The 19,088-nt window shown below is 38.0% G+C and carries 17 protein-coding genes; 10 read left to right on the forward strand and 7 right to left on the reverse strand.

The features are described 5' to 3' along the window. Window positions 1-1,062: leucine-rich repeat protein (locus tag ACI4WO_RS06455; RefSeq protein ID WP_439806740.1), on the forward strand; the 1,062-nt coding region annotated here is incomplete at its 5' end. 41 nt (window positions 1,063-1,103) lie between these two features. Here the strand turns inward: ACI4WO_RS06455 and ACI4WO_RS06460 are convergent. Both ACI4WO_RS06460 and ACI4WO_RS06465 read right to left on the reverse strand, forming a co-directional pair. Further along, window positions 1,104-2,090, reverse strand: coding sequence for a leucine-rich repeat domain-containing protein (locus ACI4WO_RS06460; RefSeq protein WP_439806741.1), 987 nt, complete (start codon window positions 2,088-2,090; stop codon window positions 1,104-1,106). Between the two features lie 14 nt (window positions 2,091-2,104). Then, a complete protein-coding gene (locus ACI4WO_RS06465; RefSeq protein ID WP_439806742.1) occupies window positions 2,105-2,572 on the reverse strand; it encodes a GtrA family protein in 468 nt (155 codons plus the stop codon). A 221-nt stretch (window positions 2,573-2,793) separates the two neighbouring features. Here ACI4WO_RS06465 and ACI4WO_RS06470 point away from each other — a divergent pair, with 221 nt between their 5' ends. The 4 genes from ACI4WO_RS06470 (at window position 2,794) to ACI4WO_RS06485 (ending at window position 7,180) form a co-directional block, all read left to right on the forward strand. Then, window positions 2,794-4,044 (forward strand): hemolysin family protein, encoded by a 1,251-nt coding sequence (locus ACI4WO_RS06470; RefSeq protein WP_439806743.1) that lies wholly within the window; start codon window positions 2,794-2,796, stop codon window positions 4,042-4,044. A 145-nt stretch (window positions 4,045-4,189) separates the two neighbouring features. Then, complete coding sequence (locus tag ACI4WO_RS06475) at window positions 4,190-4,855, forward strand: hypothetical protein (RefSeq protein WP_439806744.1); 666 nt, start codon at window positions 4,190-4,192, stop codon at window positions 4,853-4,855. Further along, window positions 4,852-5,793 (forward strand): ABC transporter ATP-binding protein, encoded by a 942-nt coding sequence (locus ACI4WO_RS06480; protein ID WP_439806745.1) that lies wholly within the window; start codon window positions 4,852-4,854, stop codon window positions 5,791-5,793. The genes ACI4WO_RS06475 and ACI4WO_RS06480 overlap by 4 nt, the downstream gene beginning before the upstream one ends. Continuing rightward, window positions 5,786-7,180, forward strand: coding sequence for an ABC transporter permease (locus ACI4WO_RS06485; protein ID WP_439806746.1), 1,395 nt, complete (start codon window positions 5,786-5,788; stop codon window positions 7,178-7,180). Before ACI4WO_RS06480 ends, ACI4WO_RS06485 begins: the two co-directional genes overlap by 8 nt. Before the next feature lie 88 nt (window positions 7,181-7,268). Here ACI4WO_RS06485 and ACI4WO_RS06490 read toward each other — a convergent pair whose 3' ends face one another. The 4 genes from ACI4WO_RS06490 to ACI4WO_RS06505 all read right to left on the reverse strand — a co-directional run bounded on the left by ACI4WO_RS06490 (window position 7,269) and on the right by ACI4WO_RS06505 (window position 9,806). After that, window positions 7,269-7,664, reverse strand: a complete 396-nt coding sequence (locus tag ACI4WO_RS06490) for a DUF2752 domain-containing protein (RefSeq protein ID WP_439806747.1) — start codon at window positions 7,662-7,664, stop codon at window positions 7,269-7,271. Then, window positions 7,657-8,013 (reverse strand): DUF4234 domain-containing protein, encoded by a 357-nt coding sequence (locus ACI4WO_RS06495; protein ID WP_439806748.1) that lies wholly within the window; start codon window positions 8,011-8,013, stop codon window positions 7,657-7,659. Before ACI4WO_RS06495 ends, ACI4WO_RS06490 begins: the two co-directional genes overlap by 8 nt. A gap of 209 nt (window positions 8,014-8,222) precedes the next feature. Continuing rightward, complete coding sequence (locus tag ACI4WO_RS06500) at window positions 8,223-8,402, reverse strand: hypothetical protein (RefSeq protein ID WP_439806749.1); 180 nt, start codon at window positions 8,400-8,402, stop codon at window positions 8,223-8,225. A gap of 48 nt (window positions 8,403-8,450) precedes the next feature. Beyond that, window positions 8,451-9,806 carry a GH1 family beta-glucosidase gene (locus ACI4WO_RS06505; protein ID WP_439806750.1) on the reverse strand — a complete coding sequence of 452 codons (1,356 nt, stop codon included), beginning with the start codon at window positions 9,804-9,806 and terminating at the stop codon, window positions 8,451-8,453. Between the two features lie 143 nt (window positions 9,807-9,949). Between ACI4WO_RS06505 and ACI4WO_RS06510 the strand changes: the two genes are divergently transcribed. The 4 genes from ACI4WO_RS06510 (at window position 9,950) to ACI4WO_RS06525 (ending at window position 16,115) form a co-directional block, all read left to right on the forward strand. Beyond that, complete coding sequence (locus tag ACI4WO_RS06510; RefSeq protein WP_439806751.1) at window positions 9,950-10,828, forward strand: helix-turn-helix domain-containing protein; 879 nt, start codon at window positions 9,950-9,952, stop codon at window positions 10,826-10,828. A gap of 111 nt (window positions 10,829-10,939) precedes the next feature. Continuing rightward, window positions 10,940-13,867: an acyl-CoA dehydratase activase-related protein gene (locus tag ACI4WO_RS06515; protein ID WP_439806752.1), complete on the forward strand. Its 2,928-nt coding sequence runs from the start codon at window positions 10,940-10,942 to the stop codon at window positions 13,865-13,867. Between the two features lie 15 nt (window positions 13,868-13,882). Continuing rightward, window positions 13,883-15,103: a 2-hydroxyglutaryl-CoA dehydratase gene (locus tag ACI4WO_RS06520; protein WP_439806753.1), complete on the forward strand. Its 1,221-nt coding sequence runs from the start codon at window positions 13,883-13,885 to the stop codon at window positions 15,101-15,103. 22 nt (window positions 15,104-15,125) lie between these two features. Next, the gene (locus ACI4WO_RS06525; protein ID WP_439806754.1) at window positions 15,126-16,115 is read left to right on the forward strand and encodes a leucine-rich repeat protein; all 990 of its coding nucleotides are present in this window, start codon (window positions 15,126-15,128) and stop codon (window positions 16,113-16,115) included. Between the two features lie 52 nt (window positions 16,116-16,167). Here ACI4WO_RS06525 and ACI4WO_RS06530 read toward each other — a convergent pair whose 3' ends face one another. Beyond that, window positions 16,168-18,333 carry a glycoside hydrolase family 9 protein gene (locus ACI4WO_RS06530; protein ID WP_439806755.1) on the reverse strand — a complete coding sequence of 722 codons (2,166 nt, stop codon included), beginning with the start codon at window positions 18,331-18,333 and terminating at the stop codon, window positions 16,168-16,170. A 340-nt stretch (window positions 18,334-18,673) separates the two neighbouring features. Here ACI4WO_RS06530 and tagD point away from each other — a divergent pair, with 340 nt between their 5' ends. Beyond that, window positions 18,674-19,060 carry a glycerol-3-phosphate cytidylyltransferase gene (tagD, locus tag ACI4WO_RS06535; protein WP_439806756.1) on the forward strand — a complete coding sequence of 129 codons (387 nt, stop codon included), beginning with the start codon at window positions 18,674-18,676 and terminating at the stop codon, window positions 19,058-19,060. The last annotated feature ends 28 nt before the right edge of the window (window positions 19,061-19,088 follow it).

Raw genomic sequence — 19,088 nt, forward strand, 5'->3', positions numbered from 1 at the left:
TACGGTTGTACAAGCCTTGAAAGCATAACAATTCCCGACAGTGTAACGAGTATAGGAAGTTGGGCATTTTACGGTTGTACAAGCCTTGAAAGCATAACAATTCCCGACAGTGTAACGAGTATAGGAAGTTGGGCATTTTACGGTTGTACAAGCCTTGAAAGCATAACAATTCCCGACAGTGTAACGAGTATAGAAGATGGGGCATTTGCATACTGTAAAAGCCTTTCAAGCATAATAATTCCAGATAGTATTACGAGTATAGTAGGTGGTGCATTTGAAGATTGTACAAGCCTTGAAAGCATAACAATAGAAAATCCTGATTGTACAATTTATGATTCGGAAGAAACTATTTCAGAAAGTGCGGTTATATATGGCTATGAAAATTCAACTGCACAGGCTTATGCTGAAAAATATGAAAGAGAATTTGTTTCATTAGGTGAAAAACCAGTTGTAACTACCCCGGTAGTAACAGTTCCGGTAGTAACAAGAATTCCGGTGGACACAAATGTAACTACAACCACTACAACTGCTCAAACGCCTAAGATATCAATACTAATTTCTTATGTCTACCCAAATACCACTTCTACGACAGCAAAAGCTACAACTGTTTCAACGAATGATGCAACAGATGAAACTACAGTGTCGACTAATGTGACAACAAATGGCACAACCGCAGAAACAACAGTAACTACAATAACTTCAGCAGTCACAAAAGCAGAAGAAACCACGGCAGAAACAACAACCCCGATAAAAGTAACAACAGATATAGTGACGGAAGATACAGCCGCAACAGAGGAAACTAAAACTTCTGATACTACAGTAACTACAGTAACTACAGCAGTTACTACGGCAACAACTACAGCTGATACCGAACCTGTTTCGGGCGATGCAAACGGCGACAATAAATTAAACGTCAGAGATGCCGCATTTATCGCCCAGAAACTGGCTCAGGGAAAAAGCAGTGAATTGCCTATGACAGCAGACTATAACAACGACGGAGTTGTCAATGTAAGAGATGCTGCGGCAATCGCAAGAGATATGGCAAATAAATTTTCTTCGTAAGTTACAAAAGGGACGTCATTCAAAATGGCGTCCCTTAAATTTTATTTGTTTGCGGCTGATTTATAAAGTGTTTCAGGAGTTGAACTGAATTCCCAGTCAGTTATCTCTTCACGGCTTCCGTCATAATTTCTTTTATAAATTTTTAGTCCGTCTTTACTGAAGCTTTTATCTGTTGAAAAATAATACTGTTTAAAATTATCAGAATATTCACATTCGTATTTATATTCGTCTTCATTTGGTATGATCAGAACAAATTTAAAGTCGTGGGACTGTGCATATTTCTGTGCATAAGTTCCGCTGTATCCGTAAATGGTCATGGAAGTGCATGTAAAAGCGTTTGTTCCTATTTCTTTTACGCCAGTACCCATTTTAAGAGTTTCGAGATTGTCACAGCCGTAAAATGCGTCTGCACCAATGTATTCCACAGAATCGGGAATAGTGACAGTTTTGATTTTAAAGTCATCGGATTCGGAATAGCCATTATAGGAAAATGCCGAGCCTGCAATTACTCTGATTCCGTCCGGAATATAAATATCTGTATCCTTTCCATAATACATATAGAGTATATAATCATTTATTACAATGTAACTGGTATCTGCTGATTTAAGCAGATTATCTTCATACTTTGTACTGGAAAATACCATGGATCCCATTGATGTGATGCCGTCCGGCAATGAAACAGATGAAAGCTCCAGACAGTTTGCAAATGCCAAAGAGTTAATTCCTGTTACAGATTCGGGAATGGAAATACTTGTTATTTTTTCCTGCCCGGAAAATCCGTTTTTGCATATTCCGGTTACAGTTTTACCGTCCAGCGAAGAGGGAATAACAACATTTCCGCTTAAGACTCCGGATGAATATTCATTTATGGCTATATCTATAGTTCCGTCACCGTTATCTATGTATTTATACTGGGAGTTGTCCGCTGAAATAACATAAGTTTCATCAGCACAAAGACTGATTCCGGGGCATAAAACTGTAATTGCCGAAGCAGTAAGAACAGACAGGATTTTTATAATTCTTTTCATAGTCACAGCCTCCTTTATGACTTCTTTCTGAAAACCATAAGCTTACTTAATACATAATTTGCAATGAAAATAAGTACCTGACTTCCGAAAGTTACAATAACCTCGTTCATTCCAAGCCAGTTGTAGAATACCAGGAAAATTACTTCCTCCATTGCAAAGGTTACAGCTCTTGCACCGTAAAAAGAGAAGAATACTTTCCAGAATTCTTTTGAAGTATGAGTTTCATTTTTGAATACATATTTTTTGTTGGTGAAAAATGCAAAGGTTACAGCACATATCCATGAAAAGGCTACTGCGGCAGTACTTTCCCATACAGGTTTTCCGGGGACTGCATAGAAAATAATCAGCTTTGTTACTATTCCTACAAGTGTTGTGAGCGCACCAAAAAAAGTGTACATAATAGCTTCCTCATATTTATAGTAAATCTTCTGAAGTTTTTCAGGCAGTATGCCGACACAGGATTTAATTATTTTATCAAACATTTTAGTCTCCGAATACCGCTTTTGATATTTTGCGGCAGCCGCTTTTTCTGCCGGCGGCAGGCTGAATTTTTGTTCACTTATAAATATAACATATTTTAATAGAAATTCCAATAGCTAAACGAAAATTATTTTTTATATTTTACATTTTATGTATTGATTAATTCTCTTTAATGTGATAATATTATCATGTGTACTTTAACGGTGCATGGACTGGAGGATATATGCAAAATATAATAATTATTATTCTTTTATTAATTTTGTCAGCTTTGTTTTCAAGCTGTGAGACTGCTTTTTCCAGCGTGAACAAAATAAGACTGAAAAATTATGCCGCAAAAGGAAATAAAAAAGCGGCAAAGGCTCTTAAAATAGCAGATTCGTTTGAAAATGCCCTGACGGCTATTCTTATAGGAAACAATATTGTAAACATTTTGTCTACTTCTATAAGTACTGTTTTATTTACAGAAATGTTAGGTCCGGGAGGCGTTGGCGCCGCAACAGTTGTTATGACTATAATGGTACTGATTTTCGGAGAAATTACTCCAAAATCATTTGCTAAGAATCATGCGGAGCAGTGTGCACTGCTGTTTGCTGAACCGCTTTCTGTACTGATTGTAATTTTAAAGCCGGTCATTATGATCTTTCAGGTCATTCAGAAGGCATTCAAGCCTAAAACGGAACAGCCAAGCGTTACTGAAGATGAATTAAAATACATAATTGACGAAATTCAGGAACAGGGAGTTTTAGAGGAACAGGAAAGCGATCTTGTCCGTTCCGCACTGGAATTTGATGAAATTACTGTAGATGAAATTCTTATTCCGAGAGTTAATGTTGTTGCAATAGAAAAAAATACGCCGTTTAATGAAATCAAGGAAAAATTTCTTACAGAGATGTATTCACGTCTTCCGGTTTATGAAAAAAATATTGATAATGTTATTGGTGTAATAAATAACAAAAGCTTTTTCAGACTGGCAAATGAAGGAAAAGAGGATATAAGCGAAATTATTCAGGAAGTTATTCATATTTCTGATCTTAAGCTTATAAGTGCGGCACTGAAAGAAATGCAGAAAAATAAAATGCATATGGCTGTTGTTATGGATCAGTACGGTGGTACAAAGGGTATTATTACAATGGAAGATATCATAGAAGAACTTGTGGGAGAAATCTATGATGAAAACGATGAAGTGGTTTCCAATTTTGTCAAGCTCGGTGATAATGAGTATGAGGTTTCAGGTGATCTTAATATAAGCGATATGCTTGAAAATCTGGAAATGCCGGAGGATATAATTGAAAGCTCTGTAAATACTATCGGCGGATGGGTAATGGAGCTTTTAGGGCATGTTGCCGAAGAGGGAGAAACAGTATGCAGCGGTATTTTTAAAATGACCGTTCTGTCAACAGAAGAGCAGAAAATATTAAAAATCCGTCTTGAAATTCTTGAAGAAGAAAAATTGGACGAAGAAGATGAAGAATAGTATTTATATAATCCGGAAAACTTTTTTGGTTTTCCGGATTTTTTTTATAAAAAGCTCTTGACATTAAGTGTACTAGGGTGTATAATACAATACATAAGGTGTTCTACTTGAAATAGTACACATAACACAAAAAGGAGATGAGAAAATGAAAAAGTTTTTTAAGAAAGCAAACCGTGGTCTGCTTCTTGGAGGAATTGTATTAGTCGGATTTATAGCATTTGTAATTACTGATACTATTTCTTTTAAAAAAAACAAACCGGTTATCGAAGATGAGATAAAATCATATGTAAATTCACTGGAAAGTATAGCTGTTACAAAGGATTTAAGCAGCAATTTACTTGAAAAAAACATAAACGAGCTTATCAGCGAATACTGGACTTTTTCAAATGAAAAAAATGAAAGCTATTATTATGGTGTGAATCAGAATGAATTTAAAAATAATCTGGAGGATATCACATCAGAGCAGGAGGACGGTGTCTGGGTTTCCAAATGGACTGCAAAGGTTGGAGAAGTAAGTATTTCTAAGGCAGGTCCGGGATTTGCACAGGTAAGCTTTGACTGTCAGATCGTAGCTGAATTTTCAGGGAATGCTTATTTGCTGACGCCATGTGATGCAATGACTATGGACTGTTATGCATATTATGGCGAAAGCGTACCTTCAACACTTTCCAGAATTTCTGTTGACGGTACATATGAGGCAACAATGACGCAGAAAGACGGCAAGTGGAAAATCTGCTGTGTGGACGCTTATGGCTGGAACAGCAGTGAAATCACAGCGGTGGACGAACAGGAAGGAGGCAATGAAGAATGACAGCAGCACTTAAAATTGAACACCTTAATAAATATTTCGGCAAAAAACAAATTCTTCATGATATTTCCTTTGAAACATATCCCGGAGAGGTATTCGGGTTTTTAGGTCCTAACGGAGCAGGAAAAACAACAACAATAAAAATTGCTGTTGGACATCTCAGACTTGATGAAGGTGATATCTTTATAAATGGCAAAAGTATTGTTAAGAATTTTGAATCTGCAATGGCTGATGTCGGGGGAATTATTGAAAATCCGGAATTTTACAAGTACATGACAGGTATGCAGAATTTAAGACAGTACGCAAGAATGAGAGGAAATGTTGATGAAAAAAGAATCAATGAGGTAGTAGAAATTGTAGGACTGAAAAACAGAATCAACGACAAAGTCGGAAAATATTCTCTGGGAATGAGACAGCGTCTGGGTGTGGCTCAGGCGATACTTCACAGACCAAAGCTGCTTATTCTGGACGAACCCACAAACGGTCTTGATCCGGCTGGAATCAAGGAACTGCGTGATATTTTAAAAAATCTTGCCCATAAGGAAAATATATGCGTAATTGTTTCAAGCCATCTTATGTCGGAAATGGAGCTTATGTGCGACAGGGTAGGTATTATTGTAAACGGCAGACTTACAGGAGTTCATACCGTTGAAGAAATGATTTCCGCAGCGTCCGGTGACAAGGAACGTTTTATTATCAGGGTCAGCGACTGTCAGAAAGCTTTGGAAATACTTGATTTTGTTTCAGAAAAAGCTGTTGTTGATGAAAAGCATATAGAGGTTGCAATTCAAAAGGATAATGAAGAAGAGGAATTATTTGAAATTACGGCAAGAATAGTTTCAAGAGGAATAAAGCTGGGAACTGTATCGCCGAAGGAAAATAAAAAGCTTGAGGATGTATTTATTGAACTTACAAAGTCAGGGGGCAGTCAGATTGGGTAAATTTATCAGCTTAGTAAAAAATGAATATATAAAACTGACTCTGAAAAAAAGTACATGGATAATGCTTATACTGCTTGTGATTGGTACTGTCGGATATCCGTTCGTGGCAAAATTTGCACAGTGGCAGGGCGGTGATCATTCAATTTATGACTATGAAGAGTACAGTATACAGGATTACAAAGATCAGATCGCTTATCTGAAGGATGTAAAAACAGAAAACTGGGAAAATGAAACAGAAGCACTTCAGTATAAAATTGACAATAATATACTGAAAGGCTGGCAGCTGGAAGCAGTTGATGCTATGTTTGCAGTAAAGTATAATACAGATGGATTTTACAGTTTTTCATCTCAGCAGACAGACGAATATGTCAGAAAAATAGATGATGACATTAAATCCGGAAACTGGAAAGGATATTTTGAAACAGCCTGTGAAATTATCGGTCAGATGAATACAGAAGATGTGCATGCACAGGGACAAAAGGAAATATATGAATACTGTATTGAAAATGATATAAGACCGGACGAAACAAACTGGAAATACAAAACTGTTGTTGAATTGAAAAATGCTGAAAGTGAAATGAAAAATCTGGATACGGCAAAAGCTGCCGGACAGAATGTGGACAATACAGAATATGAGAACTATGAAAATACAAAATTAAAGTGTGAATACCGACTGAAAAATAATGTTGATTTTGATATATCTGAACATAATAACTGGATGGAAACAGGTGAGTATAATTTCTGGTCAGTTTTTTGTACCACTACCCTTATGATTTCCTTTATAGGACTTATTGTTATAGTAATCGGCGGAGGAATAGTATCCAGTGAGTTTTCCGGAGGAACAATAAAGTTTTTGCTTATTAATCCTGTAAAGAGATGGAAAATACTTGTTTCAAAATATTTTACAACTATTACTTTCGGATTTTTGCTTATGCTTGCAGCATATATTCTGTCAGCGATAACTATCCTGACAGTTTTCGGAGCAGATAATCTGTCAGCATCATATATATCAGCAGCTGACGGAGCTGTAAAGGAAATTCCGGGATTTGTTTATGTACTTAAGAATTATCTGTTATCAAGTATTGAAATTGTTGTTATGGCAACACTGGCATTTGCTATTTCCTCAGTTGCAAGAAGCTCTGCACTTGCAATCGGAATAAGTGTTATGGCATATTTCGGCGGAAATACAATAATGCTTATATTAAGTCAGCTTAATTTAAGCTGGGGAAGATATCTGATTTTTGCAAATATGGATTTTGGCGGAATTGCCGCAGGAGAATCAATGTTCATGGGTCAGACTGTTGCCGGAGCACTTTGCGTAATTGCTGTTCATATGATAATATTCATGCTTACTGCCTGGGACGGATTTACAAGAAGAGAAGCTTAATGTGTAGAAAATTAACATATAATATATAAAAGTGGACGCCTTGCCGGGCGTCCACTTTTATTTGAATTGAGCAGAGTATGAATAAAATTTATATTGGTGCAAGAAATGAAAAGAATGGAATATTCCTGAGTATACCGAAAATAATAAGCATTACAGCAGTGATTATTTCAAGCACAGTCAGCCATTTTTGTTTTGCTGGTTTTCCATATCTGACGTGGGAATAAGCTGATGCAGAAAATATTACAATAAGCAGCGGCAGACTTAAAAATACTCCGGGATTGCTGCGGAACGCTCTGTAAAAATCAAGATTTATAAGATGAATGCACATTCTTGTTACTCCGCAGCCCGGACAGTAAAACCCGGTTATTTTGTGAAATATACACGGGACAGCAATACCCAGACGTGTTGTAATGAAATAATAAAGAATGCCTGCCGCCGTAACAGCAGCAAGCATTTTAACAAGCTTTTTTAATTGATTATACACGCGGAGTCGCCATCTTGTTAAGCTCTGACTGAATCAGACAGTATGCAACAATACCAAGTCCGAAAATTGTAAGTATCAGATAAAGAATACCGCTGTTGGAATCAGACGGCAGACCTCTCTTCTGCTGAGCCAGCTGTAACTTCTGACCGGCTTTGTACATCCAGTAAAGAGTGTAGATACTGCATGTAACAATACCCAGTAAAAATACAATACCGCCGCTTGTGTCATTAGGTGTATCAGCTGCTACATTCAGGTCGTTAACAATGCAGATAAACCAGTAGATACCATAAATTCCGCAGGTGATAATCGACAATATAACGCAGGTGACAATGTTTCTTTCTTGAATCATCAGAAAACCTCCTCATAAAAGTATAGCTTAATTATATCAGACTTTATTATTAAAATCAATTATTTTTTCCCTGTATTTTGCTTTAATAGTCAAATTCTGCGATTTTAACAAATTTTTTGACTTTTTATTGTTATATATTAATCAATATTTGGTTATTAAAAGGGGACGCTTTTATTTCAGACGTCCCCTACATTTGCTTTTGAATATATTTATCCGGCAGTTAAAATCCGGCGTACATATTGCTGCATTTCGCTTTTTGAGTTTACATTATGAGTGCCGTTGATTATTTCCTGTTTGCGGCTTTCCGGAAGAAGTGCAAATTTTTCCATAGCCTCCGGATTCATTGCCAGAGCCATACCGAATCCAAGAGGCATGTCATCCTGTTTCACTTAATATCACCCCTGAATTATCATTTGCCGGAAGGCATAAAATATTCATTATAAATCTGAACCGTTTGTTTTTATAATTTCACTGTATCTGTATGCGGAATCCTTAAGAGTACGCTTGAGAGTTTTATAGTCAACATGAATAAGACCGAATCTTTCAGTATAGCCGTATGCCCATTCAAAATTATCCATAAGTGACCAGTGGAAATATCCGGCAACGTCTGTGCCTTCATTTATGGATTTCTTCAGTCCTTTAAGATATCCGTTAATATAGTCTATTCTTTCAGTATCATGAATATGTCCGTCCGGAGAAACAGTATCATAGCAGGATTTGCCGTTTTCTGTAATAAAAATCGGCTTTTTATATCTTTCATAAAGGAATTTTGTTCCCCAGTACAGGCAGTCGGGAGTTACCGGCCAGTTACAGGGAGCATGTCTGAATCCGCCGGGATCGCTGACAATTTTAGGTGAGTCACCGGCTGCGGCAACTGTATGTCCCCAGTAAACATTATGTCCGATAAAATCCAGAGGCTGGCTTATAAGCTTCATATCTGAATCGGTGATTTCCGGCATAAATTTTTCGCATATTTCATATTCATGTTCAGGGTATTTACCGAAGAAAACCGGATCATTGAACCATACAAGACTGCCGGGTGCCATATCAGGCGAGTCAAAGCTGAACATTGATTTTCTTGCAGCTTCTATATCCTCCGGTTTTTCTGACGCCGGAATATTCATATTTCCGCATGGAGCATAGCCTATTTTTAAAGGCTGTTTCCCATAAATTCTGAGAGCAGCCACTCCGGCACCGTGAGCCTTAAGCAGATTATGGGAAGCCTCTAAAAGTTCACTGGTTGTAAGTTTAAGTCCCGGAGCGATTCTGCCGCTTTGATATCCCAGCCCCAGAATTACCTGAGGTTCATTTATAGTCATAAAATGAGTTACTCTGTCGGAAAAGTTTTCCGCAGCAACTTTAGCGTATTCATAAAACCATTTTACAATATCCGGATTTCTCCAGCCGCCTCTTTTGTCAAGCTCTAAAGGAAGATCCCAATGGTAAAGAGTGACAAATGGTTCAATATTATTTTTTAGAAGTTCATCAATTATATTATTGTAAAATTCTATACCCTTAGGGTTTACTTTTCCAGTACCCTCAGGGAGAATCCTTGCCCAGTTTAAAGAAAAACGGTATGCTTTAAGTCCGATTTCTTTCATGAGAGCTATGTCGTCTTTCCATCTGTGATAATGATCGCATGCGGTATCGCCGTTGTCATTGTTGTCAATTCTTCCGGGGATCTGACAGAATGTGTCAAAAATATTCAGTCCCTTTCCATCTTCGTATGCACCGCCTTCGACCTGATATGAAGAGGTTGCAGCACCCCAGATAAAATTTTTGCCGAAATCCATAAATAATCATCCTTTCTGATTTTATTTTCCGTATTGACATTTTCCTTATTGTCTGATATTATAACAGTAATATTCCGGTATTTCAATTATTATTATAAGGAAAAATGATACTATTTTCATATTTTACAGCAGAGGTGACCAATATGGAGCAGTTTATGCTTTCACAAAAGGAAAACAAGGAACACAGTACTCAGCTTGTGCCTTATTCCTATTACCGTTCTGATATTCCTGACGGCATGCCGGATGTGGCTCTTCACTGGCATACTGAAATGGAAATTAATTTTATCCGTGAGGGAAAAGGCTGTTATCAGGTGGGCGAAGAGCATGCAGTCTGCGAAGCAGGAGATATTGTTATAATACCGCCTAATATACTGCATTCAGTATATCCTGCGGAGAATATGAAAGTTTCTACTGATACCCTTGTATTTAACATGGATTTTATTGGAGCATCCGTTCCGGACAGAGCGTCTGTTTCGTATATTAGACCTGTAATGAACGGCAGTGCGGTTGTGAATGCGTTTATAAATAAATCCGGCTGCGGATACGGAGAATATTCAGCTTGTCTTGACAATGCCTTTGAATATCTTAAAAAAAGACCTGATTACTTTGAACTGGGACTTAAATCGGAACTTATAAAATTCATATATCTTCTGTTTTCAAATAAAGACGCAGAAATAAAAAGCCGTGACAGCCGTTCACGTCACAATGCGGACAAAATAAAAAAAGCACTTTTATATATTCAGGAAAATTACAGGAATGAAATTACTGTAAGTCAGCTGGCAGAAATGTGCCATTTCAGCGAACAGTATTTTATAAGCTTTTTTAAAAAGGCTGTGGGAATATCATGTGTTTCATACATAAATCAGTTCAGACTGAAAACTGCGGCGGAAATGCTTAAAACTACTGAAATGTCAGTTTCCGAAACGGCTTTTGAATGTGGTTTCAGAAATCTTTCTAATTTTAACCGTCAGTTCAAGGAATATTTTAAGGTTACTCCAAAAGAGTTCAGAAAACAGACATAATATGTGAATAAATTCAGAAAAAATTTTGCTTTTTTTATTGAAATGTGTTAAAATAGAAAAAGTGTTTTAATTTGTAATTATGAAAGTTTCAAACAGAAAGGCAAGAAGGCTATGGCTATTTACTCTCTGGGGATTGATGTGGGATCAACAACTGTAAAAACCGTCATTATTGACGAAAATAAAAAGATTATACATTCTGAGTATCAGAGGCATTTTTCAAAGGTAAGGGAAGCTGTAAGGGATCAGCTTCTGGAAATTAAGAAAAAGTTTCCGGATGATACTTTTAAAGTATGTATGACAGGCTCTGCCGGACTGGGACTTGCAAACGGTGCAGGGATTACCTTTGTTCAGGAAGTAAACTCGGCATTTATAGCTGTAAAGGAAAGAGTGCCCGACGCTGATGTTGTTATTGAGCTTGGAGGAGAAGACGCTAAAATTATATTCCTGACAGGCGGCGTGGAACAGCGTATGAACGGTTCATGTGCTGGAGGAACAGGTGCGTTTATAGATCAGATGGCAACGCTTCTGGGAGTTACTGCCCCGGAGCTTGATGAGATGTCACTTAAAGCTGAAAAAATCTATCCTATCGCTTCACGGTGCGGAGTATTTGCAAAATCTGATATACAGCCGCTTCTGAATCAGGGGGCAAAGCGTGAGGATATTTGTGCAAGTATTTTTCAGGCGGTTGTTGACCAGACTGTATCAGGACTGGCACAGGGAAGAACTATTGAAGGAAAAGTACTTTTCCTGGGCGGACCGCTTTCTTTCCTGAAAGGTTTAAGAAAAGCCTTTATAAAAACTCTCGGACTTGAAGAGGGTAAAACAGCAGTTCTGCCTGATGAAGCACCCGTATTTGTGGCTTTGGGCTGTGCATTGTTTGCATATAACGAGCATGACGATATGACAGTTTCAGAAGCTATTGATAAAATAGAACATGCTAAAACCGGCGACGGTATTGTGACAGGTAAACCGCTTTTTGCTTCAAAGCAGGAGTATGAGGAATTTATAGTAAGGCATAAAAAATGTGACCTTGAGTATGCTGATTTACATAGCTATAAGGGAAATGCGTATCTTGGCATTGACGCAGGTTCTACTACAACCAAGCTTATTCTCATAACTGAGGACTGCCGTATCCTTTATCAGCACTATTCCTCAAATAAGGGACAGCCTCTTGACAGAATCGCAGGAAAGCTTAAGGAAATCTATCATGAAATGAATCCGGAAATAAAAATAGCCGGAGCTGCTGTAACAGGCTATGGCGAGGATCTTATAAAAGCCGGACTGTCTGTGGATTTCGGTATTGTTGAAACGGTCGCTCACTTTAAGGCAGCTTCCTATTTTTGTCCGGATGTTGATTTTATAATTGATATCGGCGGACAGGATATTAAATGCTTTAAAATAAAAAATCACAGTATTGACAGTATAATGCTTAATGAAGCATGTTCTTCCGGCTGCGGTTCATTTATACAGACCTTTGCACTGGCTTTAGGTTATGACATTGCTGACTTTGCAGCGTTGGGACTTTTTGCAGAGCATCCTGTAGATCTTGGATCAAGATGTACAGTATTTATGAACAGCAGCGTTAAGCAGGCTCAGAAGGACGGTGGTACAGTTGAGGATATTTCCGCCGGACTTTCTTCGTCAATTATCAAAAATGCAGTTTACAAAGTTATAAGAGCAAAATCTCCGGATGAACTGGGTAAAAATATAGTTGTTCAGGGCGGAACATTTTTAAATGATGCCGTACTCAGAGCATTTGAAATGGAAATGGGACGTGATGTTATCCGTCCGGCTATATCAGGACTTATGGGTGCATTCGGTGCTGCACTTTATGCAAAGGAAAAAACAAAAGGTGAATCCACTATTATTTCAAAGGACGAACTTGAAAACTTTTCCTATACGTCAAAATCAGCACAGTGCGGCGGATGCACTGCAAAGTGCGGGCTTAACATTATTACCTTTGCTGACGGCAGAAAATTTATTTCCGGCAACAGATGCGAAAGGGGAGCCGGAAAGGCAGTTAATAATCAGAACGAAAGCCTTTATGACTTTAAATATAATTATCTTCTTTCACTTGCGAATCAGCATATTGAAAATCCAAAAGCAACAGTCGGACTTCCTCTGGCACTTAATTTCTATGAATTGTTTCCTTTCTGGAAAACTCTTTTCAATGAAGTGGGAATAGATGTTATTGTTTCAGACGAAAGCTCAAGAGATATTTATTATCTGGGACAGCATACTATCCCGTCCGATACGGTTTGCTATCCGGCAAAGCTTGCACACGGACATATTGAAATCCTGCTGAATAAAAATCCTGATTTTATTTTCTATCCATGCATGAGCTACAATATTGATGAAGGAGAAAGTGACAATCATTTTAATTGTCCGGTTGTTGCGTATTATCCGGAGCTTCTGATCGCTAATAATCCCAGACTTGACAATAATAATTTCGTGTATCCTTATATTGATCTGAACAGGGAACATAATGTTGTTTCCGCTATGTATGATACGCTGAAAAAATACGGTGTAAAGAAATCTCTTGTCAAGGAAGCTGTCAGAAAAGCTTATGCGGCACTTGCTGACTACCGTAACGAAGTATATAACAGGGGAGAGCAGATTATAAGTCAGGCAAGGCAGAACGGACAGAAAATTATCGTTCTTGCCGGACGTCCTTACCATATTGATAAGGAAATAAATCATGGTATTCAGAAGCTTATTACAAGTCTTGGAATGGCGGTAGTTTCAGAAGATGCTGTGTTCCAGCACGGTCATTATCCTGACCCAGGAGTACTTAACCAGTGGAGCTATCATGCAAGACTTTACCGTGCGGCACAGTATGTTACTACTCAGCCGGATATGCAGCTTGTTCAGCTTGTATCCTTCGGCTGCGGAATAGACGCTATTACTACAGACGAGGTAAGAGCTATTCTGGAATCCCATGGAAAGCTTTATACTCAGCTGAAAATAGATGAAATAAACAATCTTGGTGCGGCAAAAATAAGACTCAGAAGCCTTGTGGCTGCCATGGAAGAAAAATAAAACGGAGGTATGTTAATGGATTATCCTGTATTTAAACCGGAAATGAAAGACAGCTATACTATACTTGTCCCTGACATGCTGCCTGTTCATTTTAAGCTCATTATAAATATTCTGAAAAAATACGGTTATCATGTAGAGCTTCTTCAGACAGCTACCCGTGAGGTAGTGGACGAGGGACTTAAAAATGTTCACAATGATACATGCTATCCCGCACTTCTTGTAATCGGACAGTTTATAAATGCTTTGAAAAGCGGAAAATATGACGTTAATAAAACGGCTCTGATGCTTACTCAGACAGGCGGAGGCTGCCGTGCGTCAAATTATATTCATTTGCTGAGAAAGGCTTTAAAAAAAGAATTCCCTCAGGTGCCTGTAATTTCCCTGAACTTAAGCGGACTTGAAAAGGGTAACGGACTGGATCTGACTATACCTATGCTTATAAAAGCAGTTTATGCAGTGTTTTACGGCGATTTGCTGATGTCACTTTATAATCAGTGCAAGCCTTATGAAATCAACAGGGGAGATACTGATAAGGTACGTGATCTGTGGCAGGAAAAGCTGATCCCGGTATTTGACAAAAGAGAATTTTTAAAGCTGAAAAAATACTGCCGGCTGATTTTAGATGATTTTGCTGCTATTAAAAGAACCAAAGAGAAAAAAATCCGTGTGGGAATAGTCGGGGAAATTTATGTGAAATATTCTCCTCTGGCAAATAATCATCTGGAAGAATTCCTGCTGTCAGAAGGCTGTGAACCAATAGTTCCGGCACTTATGGAATTTGTAATGTACTGTCTTGCCGGTTCTGTTGCAGACGGTAAATTATATCAGTTTAAATCACAGAAAACAATGATAAGCAAGATAGGATATGATTTCATCCACAAGATACAGAAAACAGTTATAAAAACAATAAATGAACATGGTGTTTTTGAAGCTCCGCATGATTTTGATTATATAAGAAAACTGGCTGACAAATATATCAGTCAGGGAGTAAATATGGGTGAGGGCTGGCTTATACCCGCTGAAATGGCAGCACTGGCTGCAACGGGAACGGAAAATATTATCTGCGCTCAGCCCTTTGGCTGTCTTCCTAATCATATTGTTGCAAAGGGAATGTCAAGAGTTATAAAGAAAGCTTATCCTGATGCAAATATTGTAGCAATTGACTATGATCCGGGGGCTACAAAGGTAAATCAGGAAAACAGAATCAAGCTTATGCTTGCAAATGCAAAGAAATAAAAACATACAGGGGGATTTATTAATGAATATCTTAAAAAAAGTTTTAAGCGTTTCAACTGCATTTATGTGTGCCGCATGTGCTTTCTCAGGGACGCAGTTTATGACTGTTTATGGCGAGGAAAATGTGTATGGCAATCTCAAATATAATTTACTTGATGTTAATTCAGACGGTGAAGGAGATTATGTGGAAATATCAGGCTGCACAGAAACTGTTACGGAAATAGAAATTCCTGCCACAATTGATGGCCTTCAGGTAATCACCATCGCACAAAGAGCATTTTATAATTGTTCAGAGCTTGAGAGTGTTACACTTCCGAGCTGCATGTCAAATATAGAAAAGGACGCTTTTACAGGTACGGCTTTTTATGAAAACCAGACCGGGATAAAATACGCAGGCGACTGGGTTTTAGGCTGTACTTCCGATTTGAATGAAGCAGTAATAAAGGACGGAACTAAACATATTGCTGATTATGCATTTTATAAAAACGAAAGCCTTAAAAGTATTACTCTTCCGGACAGTGTTAAAACAATAGGGAATTATGCATTTCTGTCATGCAGCGGTATAACAAATATTACTATACCTGAAAGTGTATACTTTTTAGGAACAAATGCATTTGCAGACTGTGCAAGTCTTTCATGGATAAAATTTGAAAACCCCCAGTGTGAAATAAACGGAAATGCTGTAGCAATTTCAAACGGAATGGACACAAGCAGTGATATATGGACTTACTATTTCAATGGAATAATCTATGGATATACCGGTTCTAAAGCACAGGAATATGCTCAGAATTATGACAAAAAATTTGTGTCTCTTGATGCGGATACAATCAAAGGTGATGCTAACAGTGATGGTACTCTGAATATAAGAGATGCGGCGTTTATTGCGCAAAAGCTTGCAAAAGGACTTGTGTCAGAGCTTCCGTTACATGCTGATTATAATGATGATAATACAGTAAATGTCAGAGATGCTGCGGCTATTGCACGGTATATGGCTGAAAAATTCAGGAAATAATATAATATAATATGACAAAATCCCCTCTGATTAATTTCAGAGGGGATTTCAGTTATTTGTTTAAGTATCGTCTGAGGGCAATTGAATCAATAATATTTACATAATTGTCTTCATTATAATCGGCATTTGCAAGTGCCTGATTTTTTAATGAAGCCTGTCTGGTAAGATGCTTATTCAGTAAAACAAGGTCGGAAATATTAAGGGATTTGTCAAGATTAGTGTCACCTTTTAATACTTTTTCTTCTGAAGAACCAGTTGTTTCAGAAGGTGTTGTACCGTCCGGTTCAACTCCATAAATTAAAACTCCGTTTTCGTAAATGGTTATCTTGTCTGTTATAGCAGATTCCCCGTCTTCAAGATTCAGAAGATCAGTATTGGAATAGTCATTCGAAGCATCCCATCCGGACTGATAGTTGGGGAAGACCAATGCCAGCATTGTTTCACATTGATGATTTCCTTCTGAGATCGGCATTGCAGCTTCACCCTTAGGGTATGTTACTTCGACGTAGTAAATATTATCTTTATAATGTGTCAGAGGAGAAATTTCTGCTGCATATTCTTCACCGTACATTAATGCCTGATCACGGTCTACACGTACTACGATATCCTCAGCTTTAAATCCTGCATTGATTACTTCCGTAGCATCAAGATAATATCTATAGGACATATTGTCAACAATTCTTGCAGGCCATGCAGTGTGATTAGTAAATTTCAGACTGAGGTCTGAACCGGTCGCAGATTGTTTAAGCTTTGCTTCAACATAAAATTCTGTTTCATGCTGCTCTGGCTCAGGAAAGTCAGGATCGGTAGTACCGCCGTATTCACTGACCATTTTTGCCAGCAATCCGGTGAAACCGGCATTGTAATCACAGGCTACCTCATTGTTTATAAAATTCTGACGGTCATCTTCGTATTCACCGTTTTCTGTCGGTCCGCCGACAAGTGCACCATAAAGTATATGTCTGTTATTAACTGGATTTGCAAGGGCATTGTTCCATGATGAGTGAGCTGTTCTGTGATGTGCATTAAGCGGTGCATTTTCACCGTATCCGATAACGAAGCTTTGGCTATTAGGATTATCTCCCAGACAGTAATTTATCTGTTCTTCATAGAATTGCTTATATGCTGATGTGTCACCCAGAGGAAGTGTATCACATGCTACTGCCGCAATGAATCCTTCGGCTGTTGCGTGTCTGAGACATCCCCAGTTTGTCAGCCATCTTAATCCGCCGTCCAGCTGCTTTACATCATATGTCCAGTAATCAAGCTGTTTCTTTACCTGATTTATATAGGTCTGATCCTTTGTGTTCTGAGCATAAAGAACCATTCCGCCATGCTGAACATCATCCCAGCAATGCCCCCAGCTGTATTTAAGCTCATTTGTACCAAGCTCTTTGCCGAGATTTGGGATATAGCTTGTTGCTTTATCAAGATATTTTTGTTCTCCCGTTGCGATATAAAGCCAGTTGGCTGCCCAGAAAAGTTCATCATAAAAATGAGTGGAACTATAAAATCCCTGAGCGTCACTTGCCTGATATTCGTCATCACTGCGTTCTGTGTCAGCAATTTCAAATATATTTTTGGCATGTTCCAGATAATAGTCGGTTTTATCGGAACGTCCCTGCAATGCACAGTATCCGGCAGCAAGAGCAGCTGCCATATCGCCGAATGCCGCAGAGCATTGTCTTCCCTTATAATATGGACGCGGAACATCATTTCCGTTGTCTTTCATTCCGTATTCTACAAGCTCGGCAGGACCCCACCATGTATGATCCTGTTGCCCGTTTCCAACCTGATAAACTACCTCATCACCCAAATCGCATGCGGCGAGGTAATCCAGAACGAATGTAAGATTATTGACATAATTTGTCATCTCTCCGCATTTTTCAATTCCGTCAGGATATTGATAAAGTCCCCACGCAATCATTGTGGCAGAATATGCCATTGGAAGATTGAATTTTACATGGTCTCCGGCATCATACCATCCTCCGGTAATGTAGTCATCCATTGTTGAATCGTCACGCCATTCAACTCTGTTCCAGTCTGGTAAAGGACCGGCTTGCTGACACTCATAAAAATAAAGTGACTTTTGAAGAGCTTCTGCATAGTCAGGGACTGATTCGGCAGACACAGACTGATAATTATCCGGACTGCTGACTGTCAGAACGGACGCTGCCAGCATTACTGAAGCAATTAATGTGCTTAATAATTTTTTCATTTGTTACCTCCTGTAAGAAATTTTATGTGGTCAGTTATAATTAAAATTTACTAATTTAATTATCCTACTTATTTTAAAGTTTGTCAAGTGCTTTTATGAATTTTTACCATAAAATCTATTTTTAAATTTATTTTTCCTTACTTTCCATTTAACACATAGTTTAAAAAGACAATGACAGCGGATGATATTATTGATACATGAATTGTCAAAATGAATAATTAAGCGTTTTCCCTTGACAAAACTGGTTTTTTACGATATACTGAAATTTATAGCGAAAAATATTTTTTTACGTATTTTTAACATAAATTTTATAACAATGATTTTGGGAGAGTCTGAATTTATGAAAAAAATTATTACTTACGGAACATTTGATCTTCTTCATTATGGACATATTAATCTTCTCCAGAGAGCAAAGGCATTGGGAGATTATCTTATAGTTGCACTGTCCACAGATGAATTTAACTGGAATTCCAAACAAAAGAAATGCTATTTTACCTATGAACAGAGAAAACGTCTGCTTGAGGCAGTAAGATATGTTGACCTGGTGATCCCGGAAGAAAACTGGGAACAGAAAATAAGTGATGTTAAGGAATTTAAGGTGGATACCTTTGTTATGGGGGATGACTGGACTGGTAAATTCGACTTTTTAAAGGATTACTGTGAAGTAGTGTATCTGCCGAGAACTCCGGAAATTTCTACTACTCAAATAAAGAATGACTTGAAATAAAGGAAATAGCCGTTAATTGTGCGGTATT

The organism is Porcipelethomonas sp., assembly GCF_051893655.1.
Classification (GTDB): domain Bacteria; phylum Bacillota; class Clostridia; order Oscillospirales; family Ruminococcaceae; genus Porcipelethomonas.